The organism is Thalassospira permensis NBRC 106175, assembly GCF_000714555.1.
Classification (GTDB): Bacteria; Pseudomonadota; Alphaproteobacteria; order Rhodospirillales; family Thalassospiraceae; genus Thalassospira; species Thalassospira xiamenensis.
The window spans coordinates 1-23984 of sequence record NZ_AUNC01000022.1; the positions used below are offsets into that span (position 1 = coordinate 1).

General features: G+C 53.0%; 23 protein-coding genes. 12 read left to right on the plus strand and 11 right to left on the minus strand.

Annotated elements, in window-relative coordinates; translation table 11 throughout:
* From SMB34_RS11620 to SMB34_RS11650, 7 genes are all read right to left on the minus strand, one after another.
* The coding region (locus tag SMB34_RS11620) for a flagellin (protein ID WP_037990336.1) at positions 1–741 on the minus strand (741 nt) is incomplete at its 3' end.
* A 487-nt stretch (positions 742–1228) separates the two neighbouring features.
* Complete coding sequence (gene fliW / locus SMB34_RS11625) at positions 1229–1714, minus strand: flagellar assembly protein FliW (protein WP_037990302.1); 486 nt, start codon at positions 1712–1714, stop codon at positions 1229–1231.
* A 45-nt stretch (positions 1715–1759) separates the two neighbouring features.
* Positions 1760–2953 (minus strand): flagellin N-terminal helical domain-containing protein, encoded by a 1194-nt coding sequence (locus SMB34_RS11630; RefSeq protein ID WP_007092326.1) that lies wholly within the window; start codon positions 2951–2953, stop codon positions 1760–1762.
* A 29-nt stretch (positions 2954–2982) separates the two neighbouring features.
* Positions 2983–5343 (minus strand): flagellar hook-associated protein FlgK, encoded by a 2361-nt coding sequence (flgK, locus tag SMB34_RS11635; RefSeq protein ID WP_007092327.1) that lies wholly within the window; start codon positions 5341–5343, stop codon positions 2983–2985.
* A 14-nt stretch (positions 5344–5357) separates the two neighbouring features.
* Positions 5358–5819 (minus strand): hypothetical protein, encoded by a 462-nt coding sequence (locus SMB34_RS11640; protein ID WP_139328334.1) that lies wholly within the window; start codon positions 5817–5819, stop codon positions 5358–5360.
* A gap of 5 nt (positions 5820–5824) precedes the next feature.
* Positions 5825–6172, minus strand: a complete 348-nt coding sequence (locus SMB34_RS11645) for a rod-binding protein (RefSeq protein WP_037990303.1) — start codon at positions 6170–6172, stop codon at positions 5825–5827.
* On the minus strand, positions 6172–7305 hold the full coding sequence (locus tag SMB34_RS11650) for a flagellar basal body P-ring protein FlgI (protein WP_007092330.1): 1134 nt from the start codon (positions 7303–7305) through the stop codon (positions 6172–6174). The genes SMB34_RS11645 and SMB34_RS11650 overlap by 1 nt, the downstream gene beginning before the upstream one ends.
* A gap of 354 nt (positions 7306–7659) precedes the next feature.
* Between SMB34_RS11650 and SMB34_RS11655 the strand changes: the two genes are divergently transcribed.
* Positions 7660–8103: a flagellar assembly protein FliX gene (locus SMB34_RS11655; protein ID WP_007092331.1), complete on the plus strand. Its 444-nt coding sequence runs from the start codon at positions 7660–7662 to the stop codon at positions 8101–8103.
* Positions 8104–8256: 153 nt separating this feature from the next.
* A complete protein-coding gene (gene dksA / locus SMB34_RS11660) occupies positions 8257–8676 on the plus strand; it encodes an RNA polymerase-binding protein DksA (protein WP_007092332.1) in 420 nt (139 codons plus the stop codon).
* Positions 8677–8916: 240 nt separating this feature from the next.
* Here the strand turns inward: dksA and flgH are convergent, their stop codons facing one another.
* From flgH to flgF, 4 genes are all read right to left on the minus strand, one after another.
* On the minus strand, positions 8917–9690 hold the full coding sequence (flgH, locus tag SMB34_RS11665) for a flagellar basal body L-ring protein FlgH (protein ID WP_139328333.1): 774 nt from the start codon (positions 9688–9690) through the stop codon (positions 8917–8919).
* A 127-nt stretch (positions 9691–9817) separates the two neighbouring features.
* Positions 9818–10798 (minus strand): flagellar basal body P-ring formation chaperone FlgA, encoded by a 981-nt coding sequence (gene flgA / locus SMB34_RS11670; RefSeq protein ID WP_139328332.1) that lies wholly within the window; start codon positions 10796–10798, stop codon positions 9818–9820.
* 130 nt (positions 10799–10928) lie between these two features.
* Positions 10929–11714: a flagellar basal-body rod protein FlgG gene (gene flgG, locus SMB34_RS11675; RefSeq protein ID WP_007092335.1), complete on the minus strand. Its 786-nt coding sequence runs from the start codon at positions 11712–11714 to the stop codon at positions 10929–10931.
* Between the two features lie 63 nt (positions 11715–11777).
* On the minus strand, positions 11778–12539 hold the full coding sequence (flgF, locus tag SMB34_RS11680) for a flagellar basal-body rod protein FlgF (protein WP_007092336.1): 762 nt from the start codon (positions 12537–12539) through the stop codon (positions 11778–11780).
* 343 nt (positions 12540–12882) lie between these two features.
* On the opposite strand from flgF, the gene SMB34_RS11685 reads away from it, so the two are divergent.
* The 10 genes from SMB34_RS11685 to SMB34_RS11730 all read left to right on the plus strand — a co-directional run bounded on the left by SMB34_RS11685 (position 12883) and on the right by SMB34_RS11730 (position 23947).
* Positions 12883–13416, plus strand: a complete 534-nt coding sequence (locus SMB34_RS11685) for a flagellar basal body-associated FliL family protein (RefSeq protein WP_007092337.1) — start codon at positions 12883–12885, stop codon at positions 13414–13416.
* 87 nt (positions 13417–13503) lie between these two features.
* Complete coding sequence (fliM, locus tag SMB34_RS11690) at positions 13504–14631, plus strand: flagellar motor switch protein FliM (RefSeq protein ID WP_007092338.1); 1128 nt, start codon at positions 13504–13506, stop codon at positions 14629–14631.
* Positions 14631–15284 carry a DUF6468 domain-containing protein gene (locus SMB34_RS11695; RefSeq protein ID WP_037990305.1) on the plus strand — a complete coding sequence of 218 codons (654 nt, stop codon included), beginning with the start codon at positions 14631–14633 and terminating at the stop codon, positions 15282–15284. Before fliM ends, SMB34_RS11695 begins: the two co-directional genes overlap by 1 nt.
* 152 nt (positions 15285–15436) lie before the next feature.
* Positions 15437–16156, plus strand: coding sequence for a MotE family protein (locus SMB34_RS11700; RefSeq protein WP_037990307.1), 720 nt, complete (start codon positions 15437–15439; stop codon positions 16154–16156).
* A 220-nt stretch (positions 16157–16376) separates the two neighbouring features.
* Positions 16377–16763: a response regulator gene (locus tag SMB34_RS11705; protein ID WP_007092341.1), complete on the plus strand. Its 387-nt coding sequence runs from the start codon at positions 16377–16379 to the stop codon at positions 16761–16763.
* Between the two features lie 36 nt (positions 16764–16799).
* Positions 16800–17447 (plus strand): protein phosphatase CheZ, encoded by a 648-nt coding sequence (locus SMB34_RS11710; protein WP_007092342.1) that lies wholly within the window; start codon positions 16800–16802, stop codon positions 17445–17447.
* A gap of 11 nt (positions 17448–17458) precedes the next feature.
* Complete coding sequence (locus SMB34_RS11715; RefSeq protein WP_007092343.1) at positions 17459–18307, plus strand: flagellar motor protein MotB; 849 nt, start codon at positions 17459–17461, stop codon at positions 18305–18307.
* The gene (locus SMB34_RS11720; protein WP_037990309.1) at positions 18307–19029 is read left to right on the plus strand and encodes an OmpA/MotB family protein; all 723 of its coding nucleotides are present in this window, start codon (positions 18307–18309) and stop codon (positions 19027–19029) included. The genes SMB34_RS11715 and SMB34_RS11720 overlap by 1 nt, the downstream gene beginning before the upstream one ends.
* A gap of 2 nt (positions 19030–19031) precedes the next feature.
* On the plus strand, positions 19032–22541 hold the full coding sequence (locus SMB34_RS11725; RefSeq protein WP_037990312.1) for a tetratricopeptide repeat protein: 3510 nt from the start codon (positions 19032–19034) through the stop codon (positions 22539–22541).
* 86 nt (positions 22542–22627) lie between these two features.
* A complete protein-coding gene (locus SMB34_RS11730; RefSeq protein ID WP_037990314.1) occupies positions 22628–23947 on the plus strand; it encodes an SEL1-like repeat protein in 1320 nt (439 codons plus the stop codon).
* The last annotated feature ends 37 nt before the right edge of the window (positions 23948–23984 follow it).

Sequence of the window (23984 nt, forward strand, 5' to 3'; positions counted from 1 at the left end):
GGCCGCCATTTCAGCGGCAACGTCCAGGTCGACAAGGACAGATCGGGCGTTTTCGCTATTTTCAGTGATTGTCCGAAGGTTTTGTGCGGCAAATTCGAGGCGGTTCTGGTTGACGCCAATTGACGCACGCGCGGTCTGCAAAGAGTTGATAGCTGTGTCGACCAGACCGATACCTGTGTCGGCGTTTGCTTTGGTAGTAAGGTCAAGAGCTGCAATGTTAAGGCCAGCAGCACCGGAAACCACGTTTACAAGCGTAAAGGTCAGGTCGTCTTCCGCCGCGACTGCGCCTGTACCAACTTTGAAGCCCAGCGATGCCACAGAACCGTTAAGGACCTTCACGCCATTGAATTCAGTATCTTGTGCGATACGTTCGATTTCGGCGACAAGCTGTGTTGCTTCACCATTGATGAAACCGCGTTCGGCCGCGCCCAAGTTTTCAGATGCGGCCTGCACTGCAAGTTGTTTCATGCGTACAAGAATCGCGTCGATCGTTGTTACAGCACCATCCATGACTTGTAGGAGTGCGCCCGCCTGAGTGGCGTTGGTAGTTGCAACTTTCAAAGCTGCAACTTCTGCATTCAGTCGCGAGCCGATGGCCATGGATGCTGCGTCGTCGCGGGCGTTCATGACGCGTTTTCCCGAGGACAGCTTTGCTAGGGAATTTGTTGCCGAGTTATCTGAGTCGACCAAGTTGCGGTGCGCAACATTGGCTGCGTAGTTCGAGATTACGTTAAGAGCCATGAGTGCCCCCTAAACTGGATCAATACATATCCCATTATCGGGTCTGTTTGAACGGTCGGTGACCATTCGCGATGCCTGAGCTATCAGGCGGTTCGGGTGAGCACGCAGATTCTTTCTGGATCCGGCCTGCTCGTGAATTCTTACTTTCGAGGTCTTTGTACAAAAGTTTCCATCATCTATGCAGGACGTGTGCCAGTTTTTGAATTTCTGACTAATTGTTTGTTTTTATTAATTTATTTTGGAGTCTGGCAGGGCGCCGGGAGACGGGGACTCTGTTCGAAAGGAGCGGCTTATGATCTGGCTAGGAATATTAGTATCCCATTTGCGCGATGCGCTATTGGACCCGGCAAAAAATGCCTCTGCAATTTCAAGTGGGGGATGATTGTGATGGGCTGAAAAAAAAAACGCCGCCAATGTGGCAGCGTTTCACAACTTTTTTGCTTCAACTTCTCGTCCCGAAATCTCATCGGGATCGCGAGGGGGATCGTTAAAGGGCAAAATCAACAGGATACTTGTTGTGCGGAAAGACATGCTGCCACGCGGTTTGTTTGGCCGTATCTATGATGATGGGCGCTTGCAGGTTGACACTTAAAGACAGTTTTCCATCTTCGTGTTTGTCAATTTTGACAACAAATACAGCCGCCACGTCTTCTGGCGGTACCCCGTGCTGGGTTGCCGCGTCCTGAATTTCCTGAAAATCGACAATTTCGTTGCCCGTCATATAAGGATAGACGATGAATGAAACGTTTTCGTTGTCGTAGCTCTGCCAAAGTTTGTATGGCAACTGGGCATTTCCGGGAATATCAATCAAACCAAAATGACTGCTGTCCGAAAATCCCAGCATTTTCGCGTTCATGCTGATAGCCTTGCTTCGGTCAAGCGTCAGCTGTCCAAATCGCGTATTCAATTCGACGCTGTTGGCCTGCTCATCGAGCGGCTGGCTTGCGGCCATAATGTTGGTCTCCAGAATCATCTGATTTCTCAATTATTTTGAATATGGCGTTTTTTACCCACTGCTTCAACGAAGATAATCCGTAAGGGAGAGTTGTGTGCTCTTATTGAGGACCATATAGCTCGCTTGCAGCGAAGTTTCGTACTGCGCAAGAATGGCAATTGTCGAAGGGATGTCAGCAGCTTCGAAGCTTGTAACCGCTTCCTCGTAAAACAGTTTCAGATCAGTGTTCTGCGATTGAACATTTTCCGTATTGTGTAAGTCGACCCCGATACTTGTTTGAACATCCGTCAGGGATTTAATTGCGTTTTTTACATGCCCCAAAGCAACGTTGAGAGACGCAGGGTTTCCTGTTTCCGCAGCGATTTTCAATCCGCGGATCAATTCCTCAAACGCGCTTTCGTCAGCGTTGATCCCATATTCAATGGTAAACTCCTCGTTCAACCGTGCAGAGAGTTTTTGCTGGTTTCCCTCGTAATACGCATAGTCCGCAGCCGGGTTCGGGGCGCTAACCATTGATAATGATGTTTGCAGGTTGCCGATATCGGCAATTGCCAGCGGCCCGCCGCCGGTTGCTTCAATCACCAGCTTTACCTCGCCGCCTTCGGGATCCTGGCGCAATGTCGCCGTTGCTCCAGCGCCGGCAGCATTGATGTCATTCACCAAAGTTTGCACGTCTTGAGCATCGGTATAGGGAATAAGGGTTCCGTTGATATCAAGTGTTCCGCCCGGAGCCGTCACGCCGAGGCTTGCCAGTGTTGCTGTACCATCACCAACAGATCGTTCGGACATTTGTGTTTCAGGCAGGACTATATTATCAAAATTAACCGCACTGCTTCCGGTGTCCGAGCCACCAAACAGGTAGCGGCCATCAAGTTTTGTATTAAGCAAGACCTCAAGCTGTTCAAGAGCTGATCTCGCTGATATATTTATCGCGGCTTCGTCTGCTTGATCAGCATTTGTTGCACTCAGAATCTGGGTTTGCATATCCGTTGCAAGTTCCAGAATATTGCTCACTGCTGTTTCCATACTCTTCAGGCGCAAAGAGGTTTGCACACCATTACGATTATATTGTTCCAGGCGATTTAGATTGTTTTCGAAGCTCAAAAGACCCTGTGCTTCGGAAGCAATACCCGCGTAATCACGCGACTTGTAGCCGCTTGATGCCTGGTTCCGTAAATCGACAATATTAGATGCTTGGCCGAGCGCCTGATTGGTCAGCAAATTGTGATTGGTGAAAGTGGCAACTCTTCCGATCATGATAGATATCCTCTTCGCTACGCGAGGCTTTAAATGACGTTCATGAGGCTGTCGAACAACTCGTCAACCGTTGTGAAAACTTTTGCCGAAGCCGAGTATGCGCGCTGCAAAATGATCAAGTCTGACATTTCTTCATCCAGGTTTACCCCAGCAATATTTTGCAGCCTGTTATTGAGGTCGGCAGTTTGAGTCGCGCTAAAATCTGCCTGACTTTTGGCTGTTGATGCTTTGGCGGAATTTGTCGAAATCAAATAGGCCGCATAGCCGGTAAAGCTGGTTTTCTGGTTTGGCAGTCCACCTGCTGCATCAAAATCGATACCATCAGAGTCAAACAGGTCTGCCATTGCGAGTGCCGCGCTATTGTCACCGGAACTCAGCCCTGTTGTGATATCGAGGTTGATGGCGGTGATCAGGTTGCCGCCTCCGGCATCTTCTAGTCCCAGAGAATCTTTGTTTGAATCATTGATCATCAAGACATAGCCGCCAACACCGCTATCAAAGCGAACTTCTGCTGTCACATTCGCAGCAGTTAGCGTTGCATTGTTGTTGATCAAATTTGCAATGTCGTCCAGCGACGCGCCAGCCGGATAAGTCAAGGTCACGGCAGTTGTTGAGCCGAACTCGCCGCGAAGGACCAAGTCTCCGCCGGTGAGACCGGTAATTGCATCCGTGCCTGTTGCTTGTCCTGTTGAGGACGCATAGCTTGAAGCGTTCATCGTTCCGCGAATAATTCGTCCCGGATCGTCGGAGATCGAGCTATTTACGGTCAAACCCAGCGCTGTTGACGGTGAGTTTTCTGAAAGTCCGAGTTTGGATACGAGACTTCCTGTGTCGGAATAAGAGATGTTGGCGCCACTATCGGAGGTGATTTTCAGTCGACCTCTGCTTCCATCTTCCATGACGGTTGCCGACAGGCCCGGAATAGCGTTAATCGTCGCCGCCAAATCGGCCATGCTGTCTGAAGTGGTGTAGGGAACATTGATCCCGTTAATCGTCAATGTTCCAACTACAGAAAGCGCTGCATCGGGGTTGCTTACAGGGGATGAATAGAGGGTTGCGCCGGTTTCGTCACTGGCAAAGAAATCATTCAGCCCAAAGTAGTGTGAGAAGCCTCTGGTTTCGATGCCATTTACGTCAATCGCGCTATCCATTTCGTTGATCGCGACTTTATTTTCACCGATGCCTTCGATTATGAGTTTTCCGCTCGGCGAGGGTTCCAGGCGCGCTTGAACTCGTCCCGCGAGACCCGGTGCACTGTTGATCTGATTGATGATTTCATTAACCGTTGGCGGTGTCAGCCCGGCAAGGTCAAGGTCAAGATAGCTGGCCCCGGCCGCGAGCGAGCCGTCGGCATTCAGGGCCGCAATACGAACAGTGTTGCTTGGGCCGGCAGCCGATATTGTATCGCCCAGGTTGACAAGACGCGTTCCGCTGAGGTTTGCGGGAGGCGGAAATGCTGTGCCTTTATTATGAATTGCATTAAGTTCGTTACGCAGGTTCTGAGCAAGTTCATTTATCTGATCCTGCATTTCCGGCAGCTCTGTATCACGCATATCAAATAGGGCGCGTAGTGTGCCGGATTTGAGTTCGTCAGTGATGTCTTCACCATTCAGCGACAATCCGTCACCACCGTAGCCTGCCGAAAAGCTCGACGTTTCATTAAAGGTCAGCTGTTCAACATTACGGTCAAGCAGCACACGATTACCGGTGCCCGTCATGACAACGATTGAACCGTCACCACGTGTAAATGAGTTGATATTCATAATTTTGGACAGCTCGGTCAGCGCGTTGTCTCGTTTATCGAGCAAGTCGGCAGTTGCCTGTCCCAGATTTTTCAGTTGTACAATAGAGCTGTTTAGCTGGCCGATTTCGGACAAAAGCTGATTGGCACGACGAACGTCTGCACCGATTTGGTCGTCAGCTTCAGCACGCAGACTTTGTAACCGGTCAGACATTGTCGCGAACGATTTCACAACTTGTTCGGCCGCCTCGACAACCTCGATTTTTGGGGCATTCTGTTCGGGAGAGGTTGCGACTTGATCCATCGCGTTAGCAAGTTCGCTTATGCGCTGGCTAATCGCGGAGTTAGACTCAGGTGAGCCAAACATTTGCTGCAGGCTCTGATAAAAATTGAGACGAACTTCCGTGCGCCCTGCGTCAGCCATTTCGGCGCGCAGGGTTTTCATCAAGCCCTCGTCGATGTTCCGCGATATGCTTGAGACAGTCGAGCCCGCGCCAGTTCCGTTAAGGGTGATAGTTTCCTGCTGGGAAATCTTTCTCGAATAGCCGATGGTATTTACGTTCGAGATATTTGATGACGTCACAGCAATGCGCGCTTGTGCGGTATTCAAACCAGAAACAGCGCTGTTCAGTGCAGAGGTCAACGACATAACAAAATACCTCGTTAAAGGGTTTTATTCAGTGAAACCGAGAGAGACTTTTTCTGTTGCGGTTTCGAATAGCTGCTGATTGGTGCGGACGCTGCGTTTCCATATTTGTCATATGGACTGAAGTCGCTTGCCGCCTGCTTTTTTATCGAGTCGACTATTGTCTTTACGATGTGATCTGTGGTGCGCCGCATTGCCAAAAGAACTATTCGGTTTTTGTCGGCAACGTCATGAAAGCGTTCTTGCAGTTCTCTTAGCTCTGCGCGGATTTCTGTAGGTAGCTTTTTCAGCTCGTCCCCATGTTTGCGAAGGGTTGTTACCAACTGCTCATACCGCATGCAAAGCGCTGTTTTATCATTGATAAAACGTTCATATTCTTGCATTGGAATGGCCCGCATCCCCTGATTTTCACGCTCCAGCAGGGAAATCAGGTCATAAGTGACGCTTTTGAGTTCGATAACCATCTGTTCGGTGGTCATGGTCATTATCCTTCCTGCACCTTGAGGATTTCGCGTGTAACGGCATTTGCAATTCCGATGCCACCTGCGCGGGTCATTTCTTTGGCATATTCATCAACAAGCAGGGACCGCATCATGGTTTCGCCATGACCGCCGCCAAAGGTTTCGTTGGTTTCGATACCTGCAAACATGTGGCTCAGCATCTGGCCTAGAAACATTGATTCAAATTCCTGGCCTGCTTTACGCGCCTGGGCCTCGGTTTTGATATGTCCGTCTGTCAACTGGCTTGCACGGTTCGAGACATTGTTCTGACTGCCGTACTGGGCAGATGCCTGCGCCTGCGCCATCAATGCATTGGTGCTGTCGATCATCATCACATCACCTCGATTTCGGCTTGAAGTGCGCCGGACGTTTTGATCGCCTGAAGGATGGTGATCATGTCGCGCGGTCCGACGCCAAGGCTGTTCAGGCCATTAACCAGTTCCTGCAGGCTGACACCGCTTTCAAGCACGCCAAGCTGGTTATCCTCGCCTTCATCCACTTCGATATTGGTTCGGTCGACGGTTTCAGTCGTGCCGGTTTGCGAGAATGGGGAAGGCTGAGAAACTTGCGGAGTTTCAGTTACGCGGATGGTCAGGTTGCCCTGCGCGATAGCCACGCGGTTGATGCGAACATTTTCGCCCATCACGATCGTGCCGGTGTTTTCATCAATGACGACACGTGCGATCTGATCAGGTTCAACGCGAAGCTGTTCGATGTCCGTCAATAAAGCCACGACATTCTGATTGTAGCGTTCCGGAATGTTGATGCGAACGGTGCCGGGGTCGCTTGGGCGCGCGGCGATTTCTCCAAGATAGGCATTGACGGCTTCGGCAATGCGGCTGGCTGTGGTGAAGTCCGGGTTGCGCAAGACAACCGACATGTTCTGCATGGAATTGAGATTGAAATCGATTTCGCGTTCAACGATACCGCCATTGGCGATACGCGCGGAAGTCGGAACACCCTTGACCACGGTTTGAGCATTGCCGCCAGCAGAGAACCCGCCGACTGCAAGGTTGCCCTGGGCAACGGCGTAAACTTCACCATCAGCACCGACCATGGGAGTAACCAGAAGGGTCCCGCCCTGAAGGCTTTCGGCAGTGCCGATTGCGCTGATGGAGACATCAAGGCGCGACCCCTGACGCGAGAAAGGCGGTAGGGTGGCGGTGACCATCACGGCTGCGATATTGTCGGAATCAATGTCATCGATCTGGCTGCGCACGTTGATGCCGAGCCGTTCAAGCATGGCCACAAGGCTTTGGCGGGTAAAGTCGGCATCACCAAGATCGTCACCCGTGCCGTTCAAACCGACAACCAGGCCGTAACCTACCAGCATGTTGTCACGTACGCCTTCAAAGTCGGCGATATCCTTGATGCGCGACTGGGCGTTTGCCGGGACAACCTGCGTCAGGGCGATCATGCCGAGCACTGCTGCCTTTAATGCATATTTGCCTAGACCTTTGATCATATTCTTTGTTCCGCTTCCGGGGATGGGTTTGCCACCCGATACAATTTGCAAACACTTCTGCGAAAACCGTGCCAGATGGCAGAAAGCCAAAGCTTTGGATCACTGATTGTGCAAGTTGCCGGAAAATCGGTGTTTTTTTTGACGAGCAGACGAACTGCACGGCAATAGTGGGGTGCCGACCCGGCATTTTTTTCCCGTTGCGTCAGGCAACGCTTTGGGGGAGACTCGGCCTAACGGGATCACTGCCAAAGGGCTATGCGGATTGAGCCGACAGGCTTTGCACAGCTGATTGACGTAGTGATGGCTGCATGTTCGATCCCGGCAAGCTTACCACATAGCAGGCGGAAGTGAAAAATGAAGGTCAGCGGATCCAAAGCGACAGGCACGAATAGCACGACACGCAAGAAAACATCCGGCGGTGGCGGTGCGGGCGGTTTTGCTGATGCAATTCGTTCACTCGATTCCGCAGGCGGAGCAAGCGGGGCAGGTGGTGTGCATAGTGCGGGAACGGTCAGTGCGCTTGATGCATTGCTGGCGTTACAGCAAAGTGGTGATGCACTTGATTCCCCGAAAAAGCACGCCGTCCTGCGGGCCGAAAGCTTGCTTGAGCAGCTTGAAGGTGTGCGGGATGCTCTGTTGAGCGGGACTTTGCCTGCCAGCCGACTGCGCCAGCTTGTCGGGCTGTTGGATCAGCAGCGCGAAAATATCTCCGATCCAGCCCTTTCTTCTGTGCTGGACGAGATTGATCTGCGGGCACAGGTCGAGCTTGCAAAGCTTGAAGTTTCGGGTCTGGCCTGAAAATTTACGGTTTGGGCGATGGTTTTGGTCGCAAAACCCAAGGTTATGAAGGCTTTCAGGCTAATTCAGATTTATTTACTCAATCAGCTTGCACCCATTGCGCGCGCCCTCTATATTGCCGCGCGTTCGATGAGTCCTGTATAGAGGGCGTACATGACTATCACGCTACCACCAGACTATCGTCCCGCTGAGGACGAAGAGTTCATGAACCCGCGCCAGCGGGAATATTTCCGGCAGAAGCTTTTGGCCTGGCGGGCTGAACTGCTGCAAGAATCTTCGGAAACATTAGCGAGCCTGCAGGATGGCGGGGGACTTCAGGAACCGGATTTGACCGATCGTGCATCGGCCGAAACAGACCGGGCCTTGGAACTCCGCACTCGTGACAGGGCGCGTAAGCTGATTTCAAAAATTGATGCTGCTTTGCGTCGAATTGAAGACGGATCATATGGTTACTGCGAAGAAACCGACGAGCCGATCAGCCTTAAAAGACTTGAAGCTCGTCCGATTGCGACCCTGAGCATCGAAGCCCAGGAACGCCATGAACGGATGGAGCGCACTCGCCGCGACGACTGATCGCGTCGGGAATAATCACGGGTCGCGCCTGCGTTGATCCGGTCAAATGGCAAAAGCCAAAGCTCTGTTGGGGAATACCGGTTAGGGATAACCAAAATCAAAGGTCCGGCTGTAATTTGCAGCCGGACCTTTTTTGTTTTGGCCTGGTTCAGGCGAAACAAAACCGGCCTGTGGCAGGCCGGTTTTGGTCAATCGTGATTGCCCACGGGAATCCAGGAAAGCGCAGGCGATCAGGATCAATCAGAACGGTAGAATGACATCCATGATTTCGCTGCCGTAACGCGGCTGCTGTACATCTGAAATCGTACCGCGACCACCATAGGAAATACGGGCTTCCGCGATTTTGTCATATTCGACTTCGTTGGACGAACTGATGTCCGCGGCACGTATGACGCCCGCGATCTGAACTTCACGGACTTCGCTGTTTACCCTGATTTCCTGACGACCATGAATGACATAATTTCCGTTCGGAAGGACCTGAATGACGATGGCTGCCACGCGCAGGTCAATCGCTTCGTTACGGTCAAGCGTGCCACTGCCTCTGTTGGACGTCGCGCTGTCCATATCGAACATCGATGACGGGTTGATCGTTTCGGGCAGTACTTTGGTGAGTTCGGACTCGAGGCCAAAAAGGTTTGGCACCGCCAGATCCTCGCTATTGGTGCGGGAACGTGCGGTGGTGTTGGCCAGTGCCGCACTGTCCTGCATATCGACAACAACCGTCAGAATGTCACCAACCTGATTGGCGCGCTGGTCCTTGAAGAACGAACGTGCACCGGAACGCCATAGCGAGTTCGGATTGCTTTCTGCGATCTGCGGTGCAGGCATTGGCAAGCTTACTGGTCGATAGGTTTCTGACTGCGTGGGATTGTCGATTGCCGAGAGCCTCGGTGCCTCGCCGACTTCGGAAAGGCGTTTCATCGCGTTGCAGCCTGAAAGCAGTGCCGTGGCACCGATCAGGCCGGTTACAATTGCCAAACGGCGCATTGAAATCTGCATGTGATTAACAGGCATTTATTCCTCCTGGAATTCCTGCCTGTATCTACGCAATCCTCATGCCAGATTGCGGTTCCTGAGCGGGCAAAGCTTGCCGGGTCGGCAAGCCTTTGTCTTTCATCGTGAATTGCGGGAAATCGCCGTGCTATTGCGACATTGCGGGCAAAGCGCGAACTTCGTTCTCGGCAACAACTTCCACTTGGATGGTTTTGTTGCTGGTCATGTTCATGACGCGAATGATCGCGCCTTTTGCCCCGTCTTCAAGCGCTTTGCCGCGCGCGGTTAGCGACATGTTGGCGGTGAACAATCGGATCGTAACCAGTGCGCCGCGCCGAACAAGGATCGGATTGGAAAAGTCGCGGAACATCAGGGGTTCGTCTGATTTGATCGGGCGCAAAGCTTCTTTGCCGATAACATCGTTGATGTCGCGAATGGCGCCCGCTGGAAGACGTTCCGAGCGGACATTTCGGTATTCAACTTGATCCGGGCGCACGATCTCGCCACGCCGGACGGGTTCGATCACGACGGGAACCTGTGCCAGGGGGAAATATCTGCCGCTCATGCGGTAAGTGCGGCGCTGGGCTGTTTGCGTGCCGGTGGTGACACTGGCAATGAACCGGTTTGTCCGTTGGTTGACGTCAAGACCTGTGATCTCGACTTCGGCCGGTACATCGACAGGCAGATGGATTTGAAATGTCTCGCCGGAAAGGTCGACAGTAAAGGGCGGCTTTATTCCATGGTCGACAAGCGCATCTTTGATCGCTTCGGAAATTTCGTCGATGGAAATTGTCTGGCTTGCGCGGGTGATGACGATCTGGTCCGCCGTCGTTCGGGGGCGCCATGCAATTTTGTTTCGCTGCGCGATGCCATAAAGCCAGCGGTAATCAAGAACGGTTTGCCGCCCGGGCTGCGGGGAATGGGAAACCGGAATATCAGCCTGTTCAACGTCTATGCCGCTGAAAATGTCTCCCAATGTCACATATTGCCCTTCGACAACCGCATCAGGGCGCAACAGGATATTGGTATCCAGTTCTTGGGAGCTGGACGACGATTGCGCGTGAGACGGTACCGGGTTGCTCAGCAGCACCGGAAGCAAAAGGGCAAGGACAAGGAATATTTTCTGCATTTTCATCCGCCAACCATAGCACGGAACTGTATAAATCGCGTAAACGCAGTTAACGCGGGAAACCACTTTTTCCAAGGCTGCCCGCGCATTCATTTTCCAAGAAATTTTATCAGTTCGGAACCGTATCGAATTAACGCAGGTTGCTGACGGAGCTCATCATTTCATCCGTGGTCGAGATTGATTTGGAATTCATCTCGTATGCGCGCTGCGCCTTTATCAGGTTGGTGATTTCCTGAACGACGTTGACGTTTGAGGATTCCAGATAGCCCTGCTGAACGGTACCAAAACCAACAGAACCAGGAACACCGGTGGTGGCATCACCTGACGCCTCAGTTTCGAGGAACAGGTTATCGCCAAGCGCATCAAGCCCGGCTGGGTTGATGAAGGTTGCAAGCTGGATTTGTCCCAGATTCTGAAGTGCAACCTGGCCATCGATTTCGGCGAGCACTTCTCCTGAGGTGTTGATGGTGATGGACGTCGCGTTGTTTGGCACGGTGATACCCGGCTGAACGGCAAAACCATCTTTGGTTACGATCTGTCCATTGGCATCGAGTTTCATAGTGCCGTCACGGGTGTAAGCTGTTTCACCACTGGGCAAATCGATCTGCAGGTAACCGCGTCCCTGTATGGCAACATCAAGCTCGTTTTCGGTCAGAGATAGGGTGCCCTGACCCATATAACGCCCTATGGCTGCAGTTTTTACACCGAGGCCGACCTGAACGCCGACAGGAACAATTGTCCCAGTATCGGATGACGGGGACCCGGCGCGACGCAGATCCTGATATAGCAGGTCCTGGAATTCGGCGCGCTGGCGTTTATAGCCGGTGGTGGTCATGTTGGCGATGTTGTGCGAGGTCACATCCACGTTGGTGGATTGTGCCTGCATGCCAAGGGCTCCAATATCAAGTGATCGCATCTTCTGTCTCCTCGGTCTGCGCCATGGGCGCATATGAATTCTTTAGGGCGGGCGCCCGTTTGATCAGGCGCGAACATCGCCCAGTTTGCTAATCATGTTACGTTGACGCTCGTTCTCGCTTTCCAGCGACCGAGTCACAGACTGATAGGTACGCAACACATCAATCATCTGTGTCATTGAACTGATCGGGTTGACGTTGGATTTTTCAAGGGCACCCTGAACAACGCCGGGATTCTCAACCGGCTGGGCTCCATCGGGATCGTTCGGGTTTTCTTTGATGATGCTGTATAGGGAGCTACCTGTTTTATTCATATCCTGAACGTTATCAAACGTTACAACCTGCAACCGGCCTATCTGACCGATATCGGTTGAAATGCTACCATCGCCTTTGATTTTGACTTGTCCGTCTGCTTCATTGAAAAAAATAGGCTGGCCAGCATCGCTCAAGACCGGTAGCCCTTGATTGGTGACAAGCTGTCCGCCTGGATCAACAGTGAAGTTACCGTTCCGTGTATATTGCACACCGGTTGGGGTCTGCACTGCAAAGAACATATCCGGCTGGCTCAGTGCCACATCAAGCGGTTGTTCAGTGATTTCAATGTTGCCTACGCGTGTGTCGCGAAACTGCGCGATATCCTGAACAAGTGATATTTCACGCTCGCCGCGGAAAGGCGCGTCCTTGTTCTTCGCAACCCAATCGGTGAACATCATCTTTTCTTCCTTGTACCCGGTCGTGTTCATGTTCGCCAGGTTCTGGGAGATATTGTTCATCATGCTGCGGAGCGTCTTTTGACGCGACAAAGCGATGTAGGTAACGTTTTCCATAATTTTGCTTTCCCAAATCGGGTCGGTGTTCTGAACAGCTTGGAAGCGAAAGTTATGCCAGTTGTCTTAAGTTAATGAAATTGAACGATAAAATTTTGATCGGCATTTGTTGCCGCGCATCTTCTGAGCCTGCTTTGGCAGATCCTGCCGTGCATTATTGCCGGGTCACCTATGCCGCGGGTGATAATCGGTGGTTCCTGAACTAATGTGCTTTACAGAGTCGCTTGCATGGAAAGAGGCGGGAAACGGAATTTTAACGTCGAGGTATTATGTCTCATCATTCCGGCATAGTGTTTGCTGGATAGACAGGGTAACGGTTTTGAACGCAGGGTAACGCAGACCGATGGGTGATGATGTCGACGAAATAGAAATGGATGGTGGCGGGGGACGCAGCAAGAAATTGTTGGTCGTGGTTATCCTGCTGGTACTCCTGCTATTGGGTGGTGCTGCTGCGGCCTATTTCACGGGGCTTCTTCAGCCTGTGATTGACATGGTGACCGGCGGCGGAGGGGATCACACCGAAGAAGTGATTTCCGAAAGCGCCATCGAAGAGGCGCCGGGGGTTCCGCAAAATGTCGGGTTTGTCGATTTGCCGGAAATTCTGGTGAACCTGAACGCCGGAGGCGGTAAGCAAAGCTATCTTAAAATACGCGTCAGTCTGGAAGTTGCAGACCAGAGCATGTTGCCCCAGATCGAGCAAATGATGCCGCGTATTGTTGATAACTTTCAGGTTTACCTGCGTGAACTGCGACCGGAAGACTTGGCTGGCTCCGAGGGGATGTTCCGCCTTCGTGAAGAATTGCTGATCCGTGTCAGTGCTGCAGCAAAGCCTGCAAAAATCAACGACGTTCTGTTCAAGGAAATGCTGGTACAATAAGGTGCTGGCGGCAATGCCAGAGACACCATACAAGAAAGTATATGGGCAAGAAAGTAACGGGCCAGAAGGGCCAGGGACAAATCGCCGATGGCAGATGAAGATGATGATGACGCACTTGCCGCTGAATGGGAAGCCATGGCAGGCGGTGACGAGGATGGAGACGACGGTGGCGAGGATATGGCCGCCGAATGGGAATCCATGCTTGGCGATGAAGATGGCGGTGGTGAAGATGAGGATGTTGGCCCCGGATCTGCGCGTGTTCTGAACCAGGATGAAATTGACAGTCTACTTGGTTTTGATGATGGATCGGGCGCGGGTGACCAATCCGGCATTCAGGCGATCATCAACTCGTCGATGGTGGCATATGAACGTCTGCCGATGCTCGAAGTTGTTTTCGACCGGCTGGTGCGCATGATGTCCACCTCGTTGCGTAACTTCACATCCGACAACGTTGAAGTATCGCTTGATAACATCCTATCGCTGCGTTTCGGGGATTATCTGAACTCGATCCCCTTGCCCGCCATGCTGGGTGTTTTCAAGGCGGAGGAATGGGACAACTATGGGCTTCTGACGGTTGATTCTGCGCTGATTTATTCCATCGTGGATGTGTTGCTGGGCGGGCGTCGCGGTACGGCGGCAATGCGTATTGAAGGTCGTCCCTACACCACGATTGAACGCAATCTTGTCGAACGCATGATCCATGTGGTTCTCGGGGATTTGTCGGCGGCATTTGATCCATTAAGCCCGGTGACCTTCCGGTTCGAGCGCCTTGAAACCAACCCGCGTTTTGCGACCATTGCCCGTCATGCCAATGCTGCCATCGTTGCAAAGCTGCGCATTGACATGGAAGATCGCGGTGGTCGTCTGGAACTGCTGATCCCATATGCAACACTGGAGCCGGTTCGTGAACTGCTGCTTCAGATGTTCATGGGGGAAAAATTCGGTCGAGACTCGATCTGGGAAAACCACCTGGCGAACGAGTTGTGGCAAACCCATGTGAATCTTCTTGCGGTACTCGACGAGCAGATCATGTCGCTTGGCGATGTGATTAATCTGGAAGTTGGCAACCGTTTGGTTCTTAATACCAGTCCGACCTCGCCTGTCGAGGTTCGGTGCGGCGATGTGCCCCTGTTCAAGGGGATGATGGGGCGCAAGGGGGACAGGATCGCGATTCAGGTTCGTGACCGGGCGCGGCATAACGAGGACGACAGTTGATGGACTATGCCATCTATCTTGATCTGGTAATGATTGTGTTGCTAATTGCGACGATCATCTACGCCATGATCCTGAGCCGTCGTTTGGCGGCGTTTCGTCGCAATCGCGAAGAAATGCAGAACTTTCTGACGGCTTTCAATGCGGCAAACGAACGAGCCGAAGTTTCAATCCGCGCGCTGAAGGAAATGGCCGAGCAATCCGGCGAAAAATTGCGTGAAGATATCGAAAAGGCCAGTGGGCTGCACGAAGATCTGTCCTTTATGGTAGATCGGGGTGAAAGCATTGCCAACCGACTGGAAAAGGCGGCAAGTGATGTCAATGCCACCCGCCGCGGTGTCGGCGGGGCAAAGTTTGCCGAGGCCGGAAATGTTACCGGTAACGAGCGAAACAACGTTGTTGATGACAGGCAGGGTGTTGAAACCCGAGCAGAGGAACTGGCTGCCCGGTTGATGCGTGATGTTGAACGCGGCGCAATGCCTGGCGCATCGACGTCTTCTTCGACCGAACCGTCTGGTGGCGGATATGGTTCGGGCATGCGATCTGGTGGATCGCCCGTACACGAACCTGCTTCTGATCCTTATGAACAAGATGAAGATGCCGGGCGCTCCGAAGCCGAACGTGAACTTCTCGCCGCTTTGCGGTCTGTCCGTTAGAGGCGTTGCGGATAGGATCAATCAGATAAAATCGCCATGATTGCTAAAAAACAGTTAGGGCGTCTTTTTTCGACAAATTTGGTACCTACCTGTTAGTATATGATTTGAAATTCAATATGGGCGTGCAAGCGTCCCATTTGCCGGGTGAATGAATGTCTGCTGTGCGTATCCTGCCGTTGGTGGTCGTGGTTGGTTTTGTCGTTTTAACGGTCAAGATCGTCGGACTGTTTTCGGATGAGCCCAAAGGCGACGAAGCGGCTGATGCATCGGGTATCAGTGTGGTTCAGGTTGCGCGTGCCCAGGCTCCTGATCCGGCGGCGGCTCCGGATCAACCTGCGGAAACAGGTGCGCCCGGGCTTGATGACCCGATGGGGATGATGGAAGGTGACGGCACTGGCGGTATTGATGGTGCGGGTGATGCGCCGCCGATGCTGGGCGGTGATCCAACCCTTTTCACACAGGAAGAAATCGATCTTTTGCAGAACCTTTCGGTGCGGCGCTCGGAACTTGATCGAAAAGAACAGCGCCTTGATGAGCGCGAGAGCCTGCTTGCTGCTGCTGAAGCCCGGATTGACGCCAAGATCGAGGAAATGAAATCGCTTAAAACTGCGATCGAGGATTTGGTGGCAACCAAGGAAGAGCAGGAAAGTGATCGGATCAAGAAGCTGATCAGTGTCTATGAGAAAATGAAACCGAAGGATGCCGCGCGCATCTGGAACGATCTTGATATGGAAATCCTGTTGCAGGTTGCACTTGGTATGCGCGAGGCAAATACTGCTGCTGTTTTGGCGGAGATGTCGCCAGACCGCGCACGTGCTCTGACAACAGAGTTGGCTTATAAACAGGATATAAACATGTTGCCGCTTCAATAATCTCAAATGGTGCTGATCCGGGGCGCTGACCGTTATCTGGAAGGGCATCAACCAGACGATTATTACAGTGTGTTCAACATGATGGGTGTTATTAGGGAATTGTGAAAAGCCTTGATTAACCATTGTTAAATAGGTACATCACGATTATAGGGGCCTTACCCTTATGCACAGGGAATACAGGGGTAAGGGTGAGAGATTTGATAGCATGATGGAGTGGTGAATGGCCGTCGATCCGAATATGCCGATCCTGATTGTGGATGACTACAAAACCATGTTGCGTATCATCCGCAATCTCCTGCGGCAGTTGAACTTTACGAACATCGAAGAAGCGACGGATGGCAGCATGGCTTTGCGCAAACTGCGCGAAAAGTCGTTCAGCCTTGTGATTTCTGACTGGAATATGGAGCCGATGACCGGTCTTCAGCTTCTGAAAGAAGTTCGCGCTGATACAAAGCTGAAGGATCTGCCCTTCATCATGATCACCGCAGAGGCGAAAACCGAAAACGTTGTCATGGCAAAAAAAGCCGGCGTTTCGAATTATATCGTCAAGCCGTTCAACGCAGAGACGTTGAAGGGCAAACTCACCACCGTGATCGGTGAGTTTTGATTAGGGGCGCGGGGCTTTAGTCCCGCGATACCGTAGATGTCCAAAACGTCCAAAGACGAATTGCGGCAGCTGTTGCTGGACCTTAAAGCGCGTCTTGATGGCGATGAGCTTAAGGTCGAGCAACTGTCTGACCTGATGGATCAGCTTTCCCGCTTTGTTTCGGAAGGTGACAAGCCATCAGACGACCAGAAACGCCTGTTTGGTGAACTGGATGAACTTTCGGGCATCATTCGCAAGATGAAATCCGAAATAGCATCTTTGCGGCCGGACGATATCAAGGCGGAATATATTCCCAACGCAACGGACGAGCTCGACGCGATTGTCGATGCAACCGCCGGTGCGACGCATGAAATCCTTGATGCGATGGATACGCTTGAGGAATTTGCTGCAAGTCTTCCCCCTGAGCAGGCTGAAATCGTAACCAGCGCGACCATGCGCGTTTATGAAGCCTGCAACTTCCAGGATATCACCGGTCAACGTACGACCAAGGTGATCAAGGCCCTGAAATCAATCGAAGAAAGGGTCGAGGGTTTGGTCAAGGCATTTGGTGATGAAATTGCCAAATATGCTGCGTCCAATCCGCGGAAGAAAAAGGAACCTGAAGGTGAAGAAGCCTTGCTGAACGGGCCGCAGCTCGACGGCAAGGGGGTTTCGCAGGCTGACATCGACGCGATGTTTAGCTAAATGGGACGGTTATGGCGGAAATAGAGGACGACGGACCAAGACCACCAAGCCCGCCCGCAAACGGTGCCGTAGCACTGTTCCTCGCCCTCTATCTCCTGCTTCTGGCATTCTTCATCCTTCTGAATACGATTTCGACATTCGAAGAAGTCAAAACCCGCGAAGTACAGGAAAGTCTGTCTTCCGCGTTTGCGGCCATTCTGCCGCCAACCACCAGTCTGCAAACGGTAACCTCGATCGAGGGACCGGTGGTTTCGGCCGAAGATACCCAGGACAAGCTGGGATCATTATTTCAGACAGCGATCAAGGTCGTGCGCGTCCAGGTGATACAGCCGGGCACGCTGATGGAAGTCATCATGCATGTCGACCAGTTGTTTGAACCCAACTCGATTCTAATCAGGGACCGTCAAGGCGAATTCATGGATCAGCTCGCGGAAGTGCTGGCCGATGACAGTGGTTATGCGTCCTACGAGATGGAAATGGTCATGGGCAGCGAGGTCGGTTCAAAAGGCACTGTCGAGATTGCAAACAACCTTCAGATCGGTCGGGCGGGGGCATTCGCCCGCGACCTTATTGATCGCGGGGCCCCAGATAAAAATCTTTATGTTGGCATCGATCCGGGGGCTGATCCTTTTATCGTTACTTTCCGTTTCTTCTGGAATTTCGGTCCCAAAGAGCCGCCAGCACCGGTCACGACACCAGCCAACGCAGGCGGCACCAGCAATGGCGCGATACCGGCACCTGCGTCAAATGGTTCGGGTAACGCTGGCGGTGGAAAAATGCTTATTCCATTGCCCGGCGCAGGCCAGCCAGGGATAAACGCACCGATTCCCTTGGCTCCGCAATCCGGGGGGAACGGCTGATGGATGAACCAAAGCGCGATGATGGCCCCAAAGGGCCGCCGCCATGGATGCTCAGCCTTGCGGATCTTATTTCGCTTCTGCTGACTTTCTTCGTGATGCTGTTTGCAATGTCAAAGGTCAAGATTGACCGTTGGGACGAGGTTGTTGATTCTTTGTCCCAGTCAATAAAACCGTCACCGGTTGAAGAAAGCGATGAGCCCGTTGCGCAGCTTAATATCCCGCGTGTTTATCGCAAGCCCGCGATGAATCTTGATTACCTGAGCGCTGTGATCGATGACGCCATTGATGACAACGATGTACTGGGTGATGCCACGCTGAGCCGTGAAGCAGATAAGCTTGTGATTTCGTTACCCGGGGACATCCTGTTTTTCAGTGGCAGTTCCGAGATGACGGATCAGGCCCGCAAGGCGCTGTTTGTACTTGGCGGAGTACTTGGGAATATCGGGAACCGGATTGGTGTGCAGGGGCATACTGACCCGCGCCCGCTCAGCGGTCGCGGACTTTATGCTTCGAACTGGGAGCTCTCCCTTGCCCGTGCTGCTGCCGTTGCCAACGAACTTAAAAGATCCGGCTATACAGATTACATAAATATTTACGGATTTGCGGCATCAAGATACGACCAGCTTCCGGTTATGGCAGACGAGCAGACACGTTTCACAATGGCTCGTCGGGTCGACATTGTTATTGAACCCCATAGCGGAAGCGGGATCGGAGGTTCGTAAGAATGCTTTTGGTCGTAGCGCGTTTCCTGCTGGCTGCCGTGATTGTGGTAGCCAGTCTGGCAGTATTGCCAGTTACCGGAATGCGCCCCGCACTCGCTCAGGCGGCAGATCCCGTGATCATCCGCTCGGGCGCACATAGTGGCTATGGACGTATCGTTCTGCAATGGAACAAGCCCGTCAATTACACCGCTGAAATCATCGGTGACCAACTTGTTGTGCGTTTTGACCAGCCGCTGGTTGCTTCCATGCGCGGTGTTCTTGGCCCCGTATCCGATTATGTCAGCGATGGTTTTTTTGATCCGGACGGACGTACGGTCGCCTTCGTCCTACGAGACGATTTCGAAGCCCGTGTTTTCAATGTCGGCACCAATGTCGTCCTTGATATTCTGGATAAACCGGCTCTCGCACCTGCTCCTGTGCAATCCGCGTCACCCGCGCCAACGCCGCCGCGTCCTGCACCAAACCCACAAGGGGAAGTTGCGTCCGAACCATTCCCAACACCTCAAACCCGGCCGGATACTGCGTCTGTACCTGCAGTTGTTACACCTGCCGCCACCGCGCCGGAGCTTGAAATTCGGGTTGGGCGGCACCCGACATTCTACCGTCTGGTTTTTGATTGGCCCACCCGCACGGATTATGTGTTGAATGGCGATCAGGGTAATCAGATATTGGCCTTCACCAGCCCTGCCCGCATCGATGCTACTGGTGTAACGCGTCGGTTGCCGGAAGGTGTCACGTTGCGCCAAAGTGCAACAGATCCTTTATCTGTTGAGATCGCGACAAATCCGCCGCGCGCGTTGCGTCATTTCCGTTCAGGCAACAAGGTTGTTGTTGATCTGATGGGAGTCCAGGGCGACCCTGCCGATTCCAGTGCATCGAGAGCCGCTGCGCCGCCGACCACGGCAGCCAGACGCACGCCATCCCCAAGCCCCGCACCTACTGCGCCTGCCGCACCAGAAGTGCCGTCGCAAACAACTGTGGAAACGCCCGGTGTTGCTGAGGCTGCGGGGGGGAGCCCGTCGTCCCCCGTGAATGATCCGATTGCACGTGGTTTGGCGGAAAAACCCGATATTCCGATTTCGCCAGATGCTGTTGCGCCAGCACGCGAAAGTATTGGCAATCTTGCGGTGACAGTCGCCCAGGATGCAACCAAACTGACACTGGGCTTCCCGTTCAACCGTCCGGGGGGGGCTGCAATATGGTCGCGTGCCGGCTTCCTTTGGATGGTTTTTGATGTTCGCGCGAACCTTGATCTGGATGCCGTGCGTCAGAATGCCGCCCAGATCATCGGAGTGATCGAGCAGATCGACAGTCCTTATGCGACGGTATTGCGCATGACCATCCCTGACGGTGTGGGGCTTTACAGCACACCATCAGAAAATGGTGACTGGGATGTAACCTTGCAGCAGGGCTCCATGCAGCCGATCGAACGGCTGGGACCTTCTATTGAGCTCGATAATCAAACTCGCGCCCGCCTTGTTGTGCCGTTGATCAATATCAGCCCTACAATTCCGATTGAAGACCCGGAAGTCGGTGATTCGCTTCGCGTCGTGCCAACACGGGAAATGGGGTATGGCATCGAGACAGCGTTGCGGTATCCGGATTTTGAAGTTCTTCCGTCGGTGCAGGGCGTTGTCGTCGCACCGGTTAACGAAAGTGTACAGGTCACGAACCGGGATGATGGAAAGGCGGTTGTGGTGACGGCTGCCGACGGTTTGAATATCTCGCCCGAGGGGGCACGCCTTCTGGCATCGGCGACAGGGGTGCGCGCACGTGCGGGGGATGGCCGCGAAGGTTTGATTTTCGAACTGGATGATTGGCGTAGCGGTGGGCTTGATAACTATAGCAAGGCAATTCATCAGTTGCGTCGCGATCTGGCCGAAAGCGGTGATGAGCATCGGAACAAGGCACGTCTTGAACTGGCGCAATATTACCTGGCAAACGGGCTTGGCCCCGAAGCAGACGCGGTTGCCTCGACAATGGAAGATGACGACCCGCTGATTGCCCAGAAATTGCAGTTCCGTGCACTTAAGGCAGCAATCAAGTTTCTTGATCGCGAATATGACGAGGCGGCCCGCCTTCTGGAGGATGAGCGCCTGCGTGCCATTCCCGAAATGCAGTTGTGGCGTGCAGTGACATTTGCTGCGCGTGGTCGTCCGAATGACGGGGCGCGTGATCTGCTTGAAAGCGTTCATATCCTTGATAACTATCCGCCAGAATTATTGTCGCGGCTGGGGCCACTTGCCGCGGAGCAGGCCCTGATCGTTGGTAATCCGGACGCGGGTATGGACCTGATCGAGAAGATGCTTGTGACCAAGGGGATCAACCCGAGCAAGATCAAGGATGTCGAGTATCTGAAGGGCATTTTCGAAGAAGAGGCAGGCGAATTTGAACAGGCTATCGCAACCTGGGATGAGGTTGCCGAGGGCAGTAATCGCAAAGCGCGGGCGCACGCAATATTTGACCGCACCGAGCTTTTGATGCGGCTTGAACGGCTGACACTTGATGATGCGATCGAGCAGCTTGAAAAACTGCGTTTTGCATGGCGTGGCGATGGGTTTGAGATGGCATTGCTGCGCAGACTTGGCGAATTGCAGATCAAGAACAAGCAATATCGTGAAGGCCTTAATACCCTGCGTCAGGCGGCGATCTTCTTCCCCAACAGCCCGTCGGCGACCGAAGTCACCGATCTGATGCATAACACGTTCGAATCAATTTACCTTGGCGACGAGATCAACAACATCTCGGCTATCAAGGCTGTCGCGCTGTATGACGAGTTCCGCGAACTGACCCCGGCCGGAGAAAAGGGCGATGAGCTTATTCGTCGTTTGGCTGACCGCATGGTTGACGTTGAATTGTTCGATCGTGCCGAAGCTCTTCTGGAACATCAGGTCGATTTCCGCCTGACAGGCACCGAAAAGGCACGCGTCGGTGCACGTCTGGCGTTGGTATATCTGCTTGATAACAAGCCCGAAGAATCCATTCGCGTACTTGATAACAGCGATGTTCCCGGGGTATCCAGTGAATTGGAAACTCAGCGCCGTCACCTGCGCGCGCGCGCGCTCCTCGATACCGACCGCGGGGCCGAAGCCATGGCATCGCTTGAAGGTGACCTGTCCAAGGATGCCGAGCTTTTGCGTGTCGAATATTACCGGGATACCCGCGACTATCTCTCTGCGGCTGAAACCTTCCAGCGCCTTGTGGGCGAGGATCAGGGCAATGTCATTGAGAATTTTGGTGACGAACGGGCCCGCTATGTCCTGAACTGGGCCGTCAATCTGGCGATGGGCGGGCAGGAACGCACGCTTAATATGTTGAAGCGGCGCTATGGAATTGTTATGGCGCAAAGTCCGTATGCCGAAGCCTTCAGCCTGATCACCTCCAGTCCGTCTCAGGGCTTGATCGACTATCGCACGTTGGCAAACAAGGTTGATGAAGTCGAGAGTTTCCAAGGATTTCTGGGCAATTATCGTGATCAGTTGGAAAAGTCACAGCTTAGTGCTATAAACTAATAGTGATATTAGTGTTTTGATTGGCTTTCTGTATCTGTAAGGTTCGGAAGTCGGGTCTTGTCCTATTTGGTGGAAGCAGTGCTGTGATGGATCGTGCACTTAAAATGGTCTATTACGATGACGCGAAGGTTGAGCGTGATATTTTCGCGCAGCTTTCGCTTGCGCTGAGGCATTTTCGCGGCGTTGGTATGCCGCGCGACGAGGGTGCCACCCGCAAAATTCTTGATCAGATTCACCGTCAAAGCCGTGCCTTTGCTGCCATTTGCTATGGCTTCATGCGTTCCAAGGGAATCGGTGTGGCCGAGGATCAGGGCGAAGGCGAACAGTGGTACCGCGAAGCGGCATACTGGTTCCGCGAAGAGGCACTGGGTGGTGAAGGTATTTCGGCCAACAATCTTGGTTATCTTTATGCCAAGGGGCTTGGGGTTCCTGAAAACCCGGAAACAGCTGCCGAATGGTTTGAACAGGCTTCGGAAAACGGTTCGATCGCTGCCCTTTATAACCTTGGGGTCTGCTACCTCAATGGATGGGGGGTTGATCAGAGTGACGAGATGGCGGTTGAATATCTCCACCGCGCGAGCGAGCAGAATGATCCCTCCGCGGCAAGTGTTCTGGCTTATCTCTATCTTGAAGGACGCGGGGTAAGACGCGATCCGTCGAAATCGTTTGAATATAACCTGCGCGCGGCACGTGCCGGCAGCGTCGAGGCGGCATCAGCACTTGGTTATGCGCTTGGCGTCGGGCTGGGTGCGGAACGCAATATTGCCGAAAGCATCAGCTGGTTTGAAATGGCCGCGAACGAGGGCGATACCTATGCTCAGGCCAATCTCGCCATGTATTTCTGTCATTCGTCGGATCTGAAGCTGTTTAATCGTGGCTGGACCATGTTGATGAACGCGTGTGATCAGGGCGATATTTCTGCCAAATACCAGATGACACAGATATTGATCTTTGGCGTTGCCCATCGTGAGCCGGATTATGCTGCGGCACTTGATCTTGCCATGGACCTTGCTGAACTTAGCCACCCGGGCGGTTATCACCTGATCGGTGTGATGTATGAACATGGTCTTGGTGTGCCGGTTGATATGGCCCGTTCGGCAAGCTGGTATGAACGTGCCGCACGTAAGGGCTCGGCTAACGGGCAGGCGGCTTTGGGGCGGCTTTATGCGATTGGCAGTGGTGTCGATCAGGACAACATCATGGCTTATTACTGGCTGCGGATGTCAGCACCCTCGGCAGGAAGCCAGGCTTACCGTGAAATGGAAGCGGTGCGTGCGCGCATGAATGAACGTGAACGCCAGCAGGCGGACCGCTACGTTGCGGATAACCCTGCACCGCGCCGTGGCAGCTTTGGTCTGAAGCCACTTGAAAAGAACGTTTTCAAGACGGGTAAGCGCTCTGCCTGACGCAGGTCCAAGTCATAATCAAAAAGCCTCCTGCTTC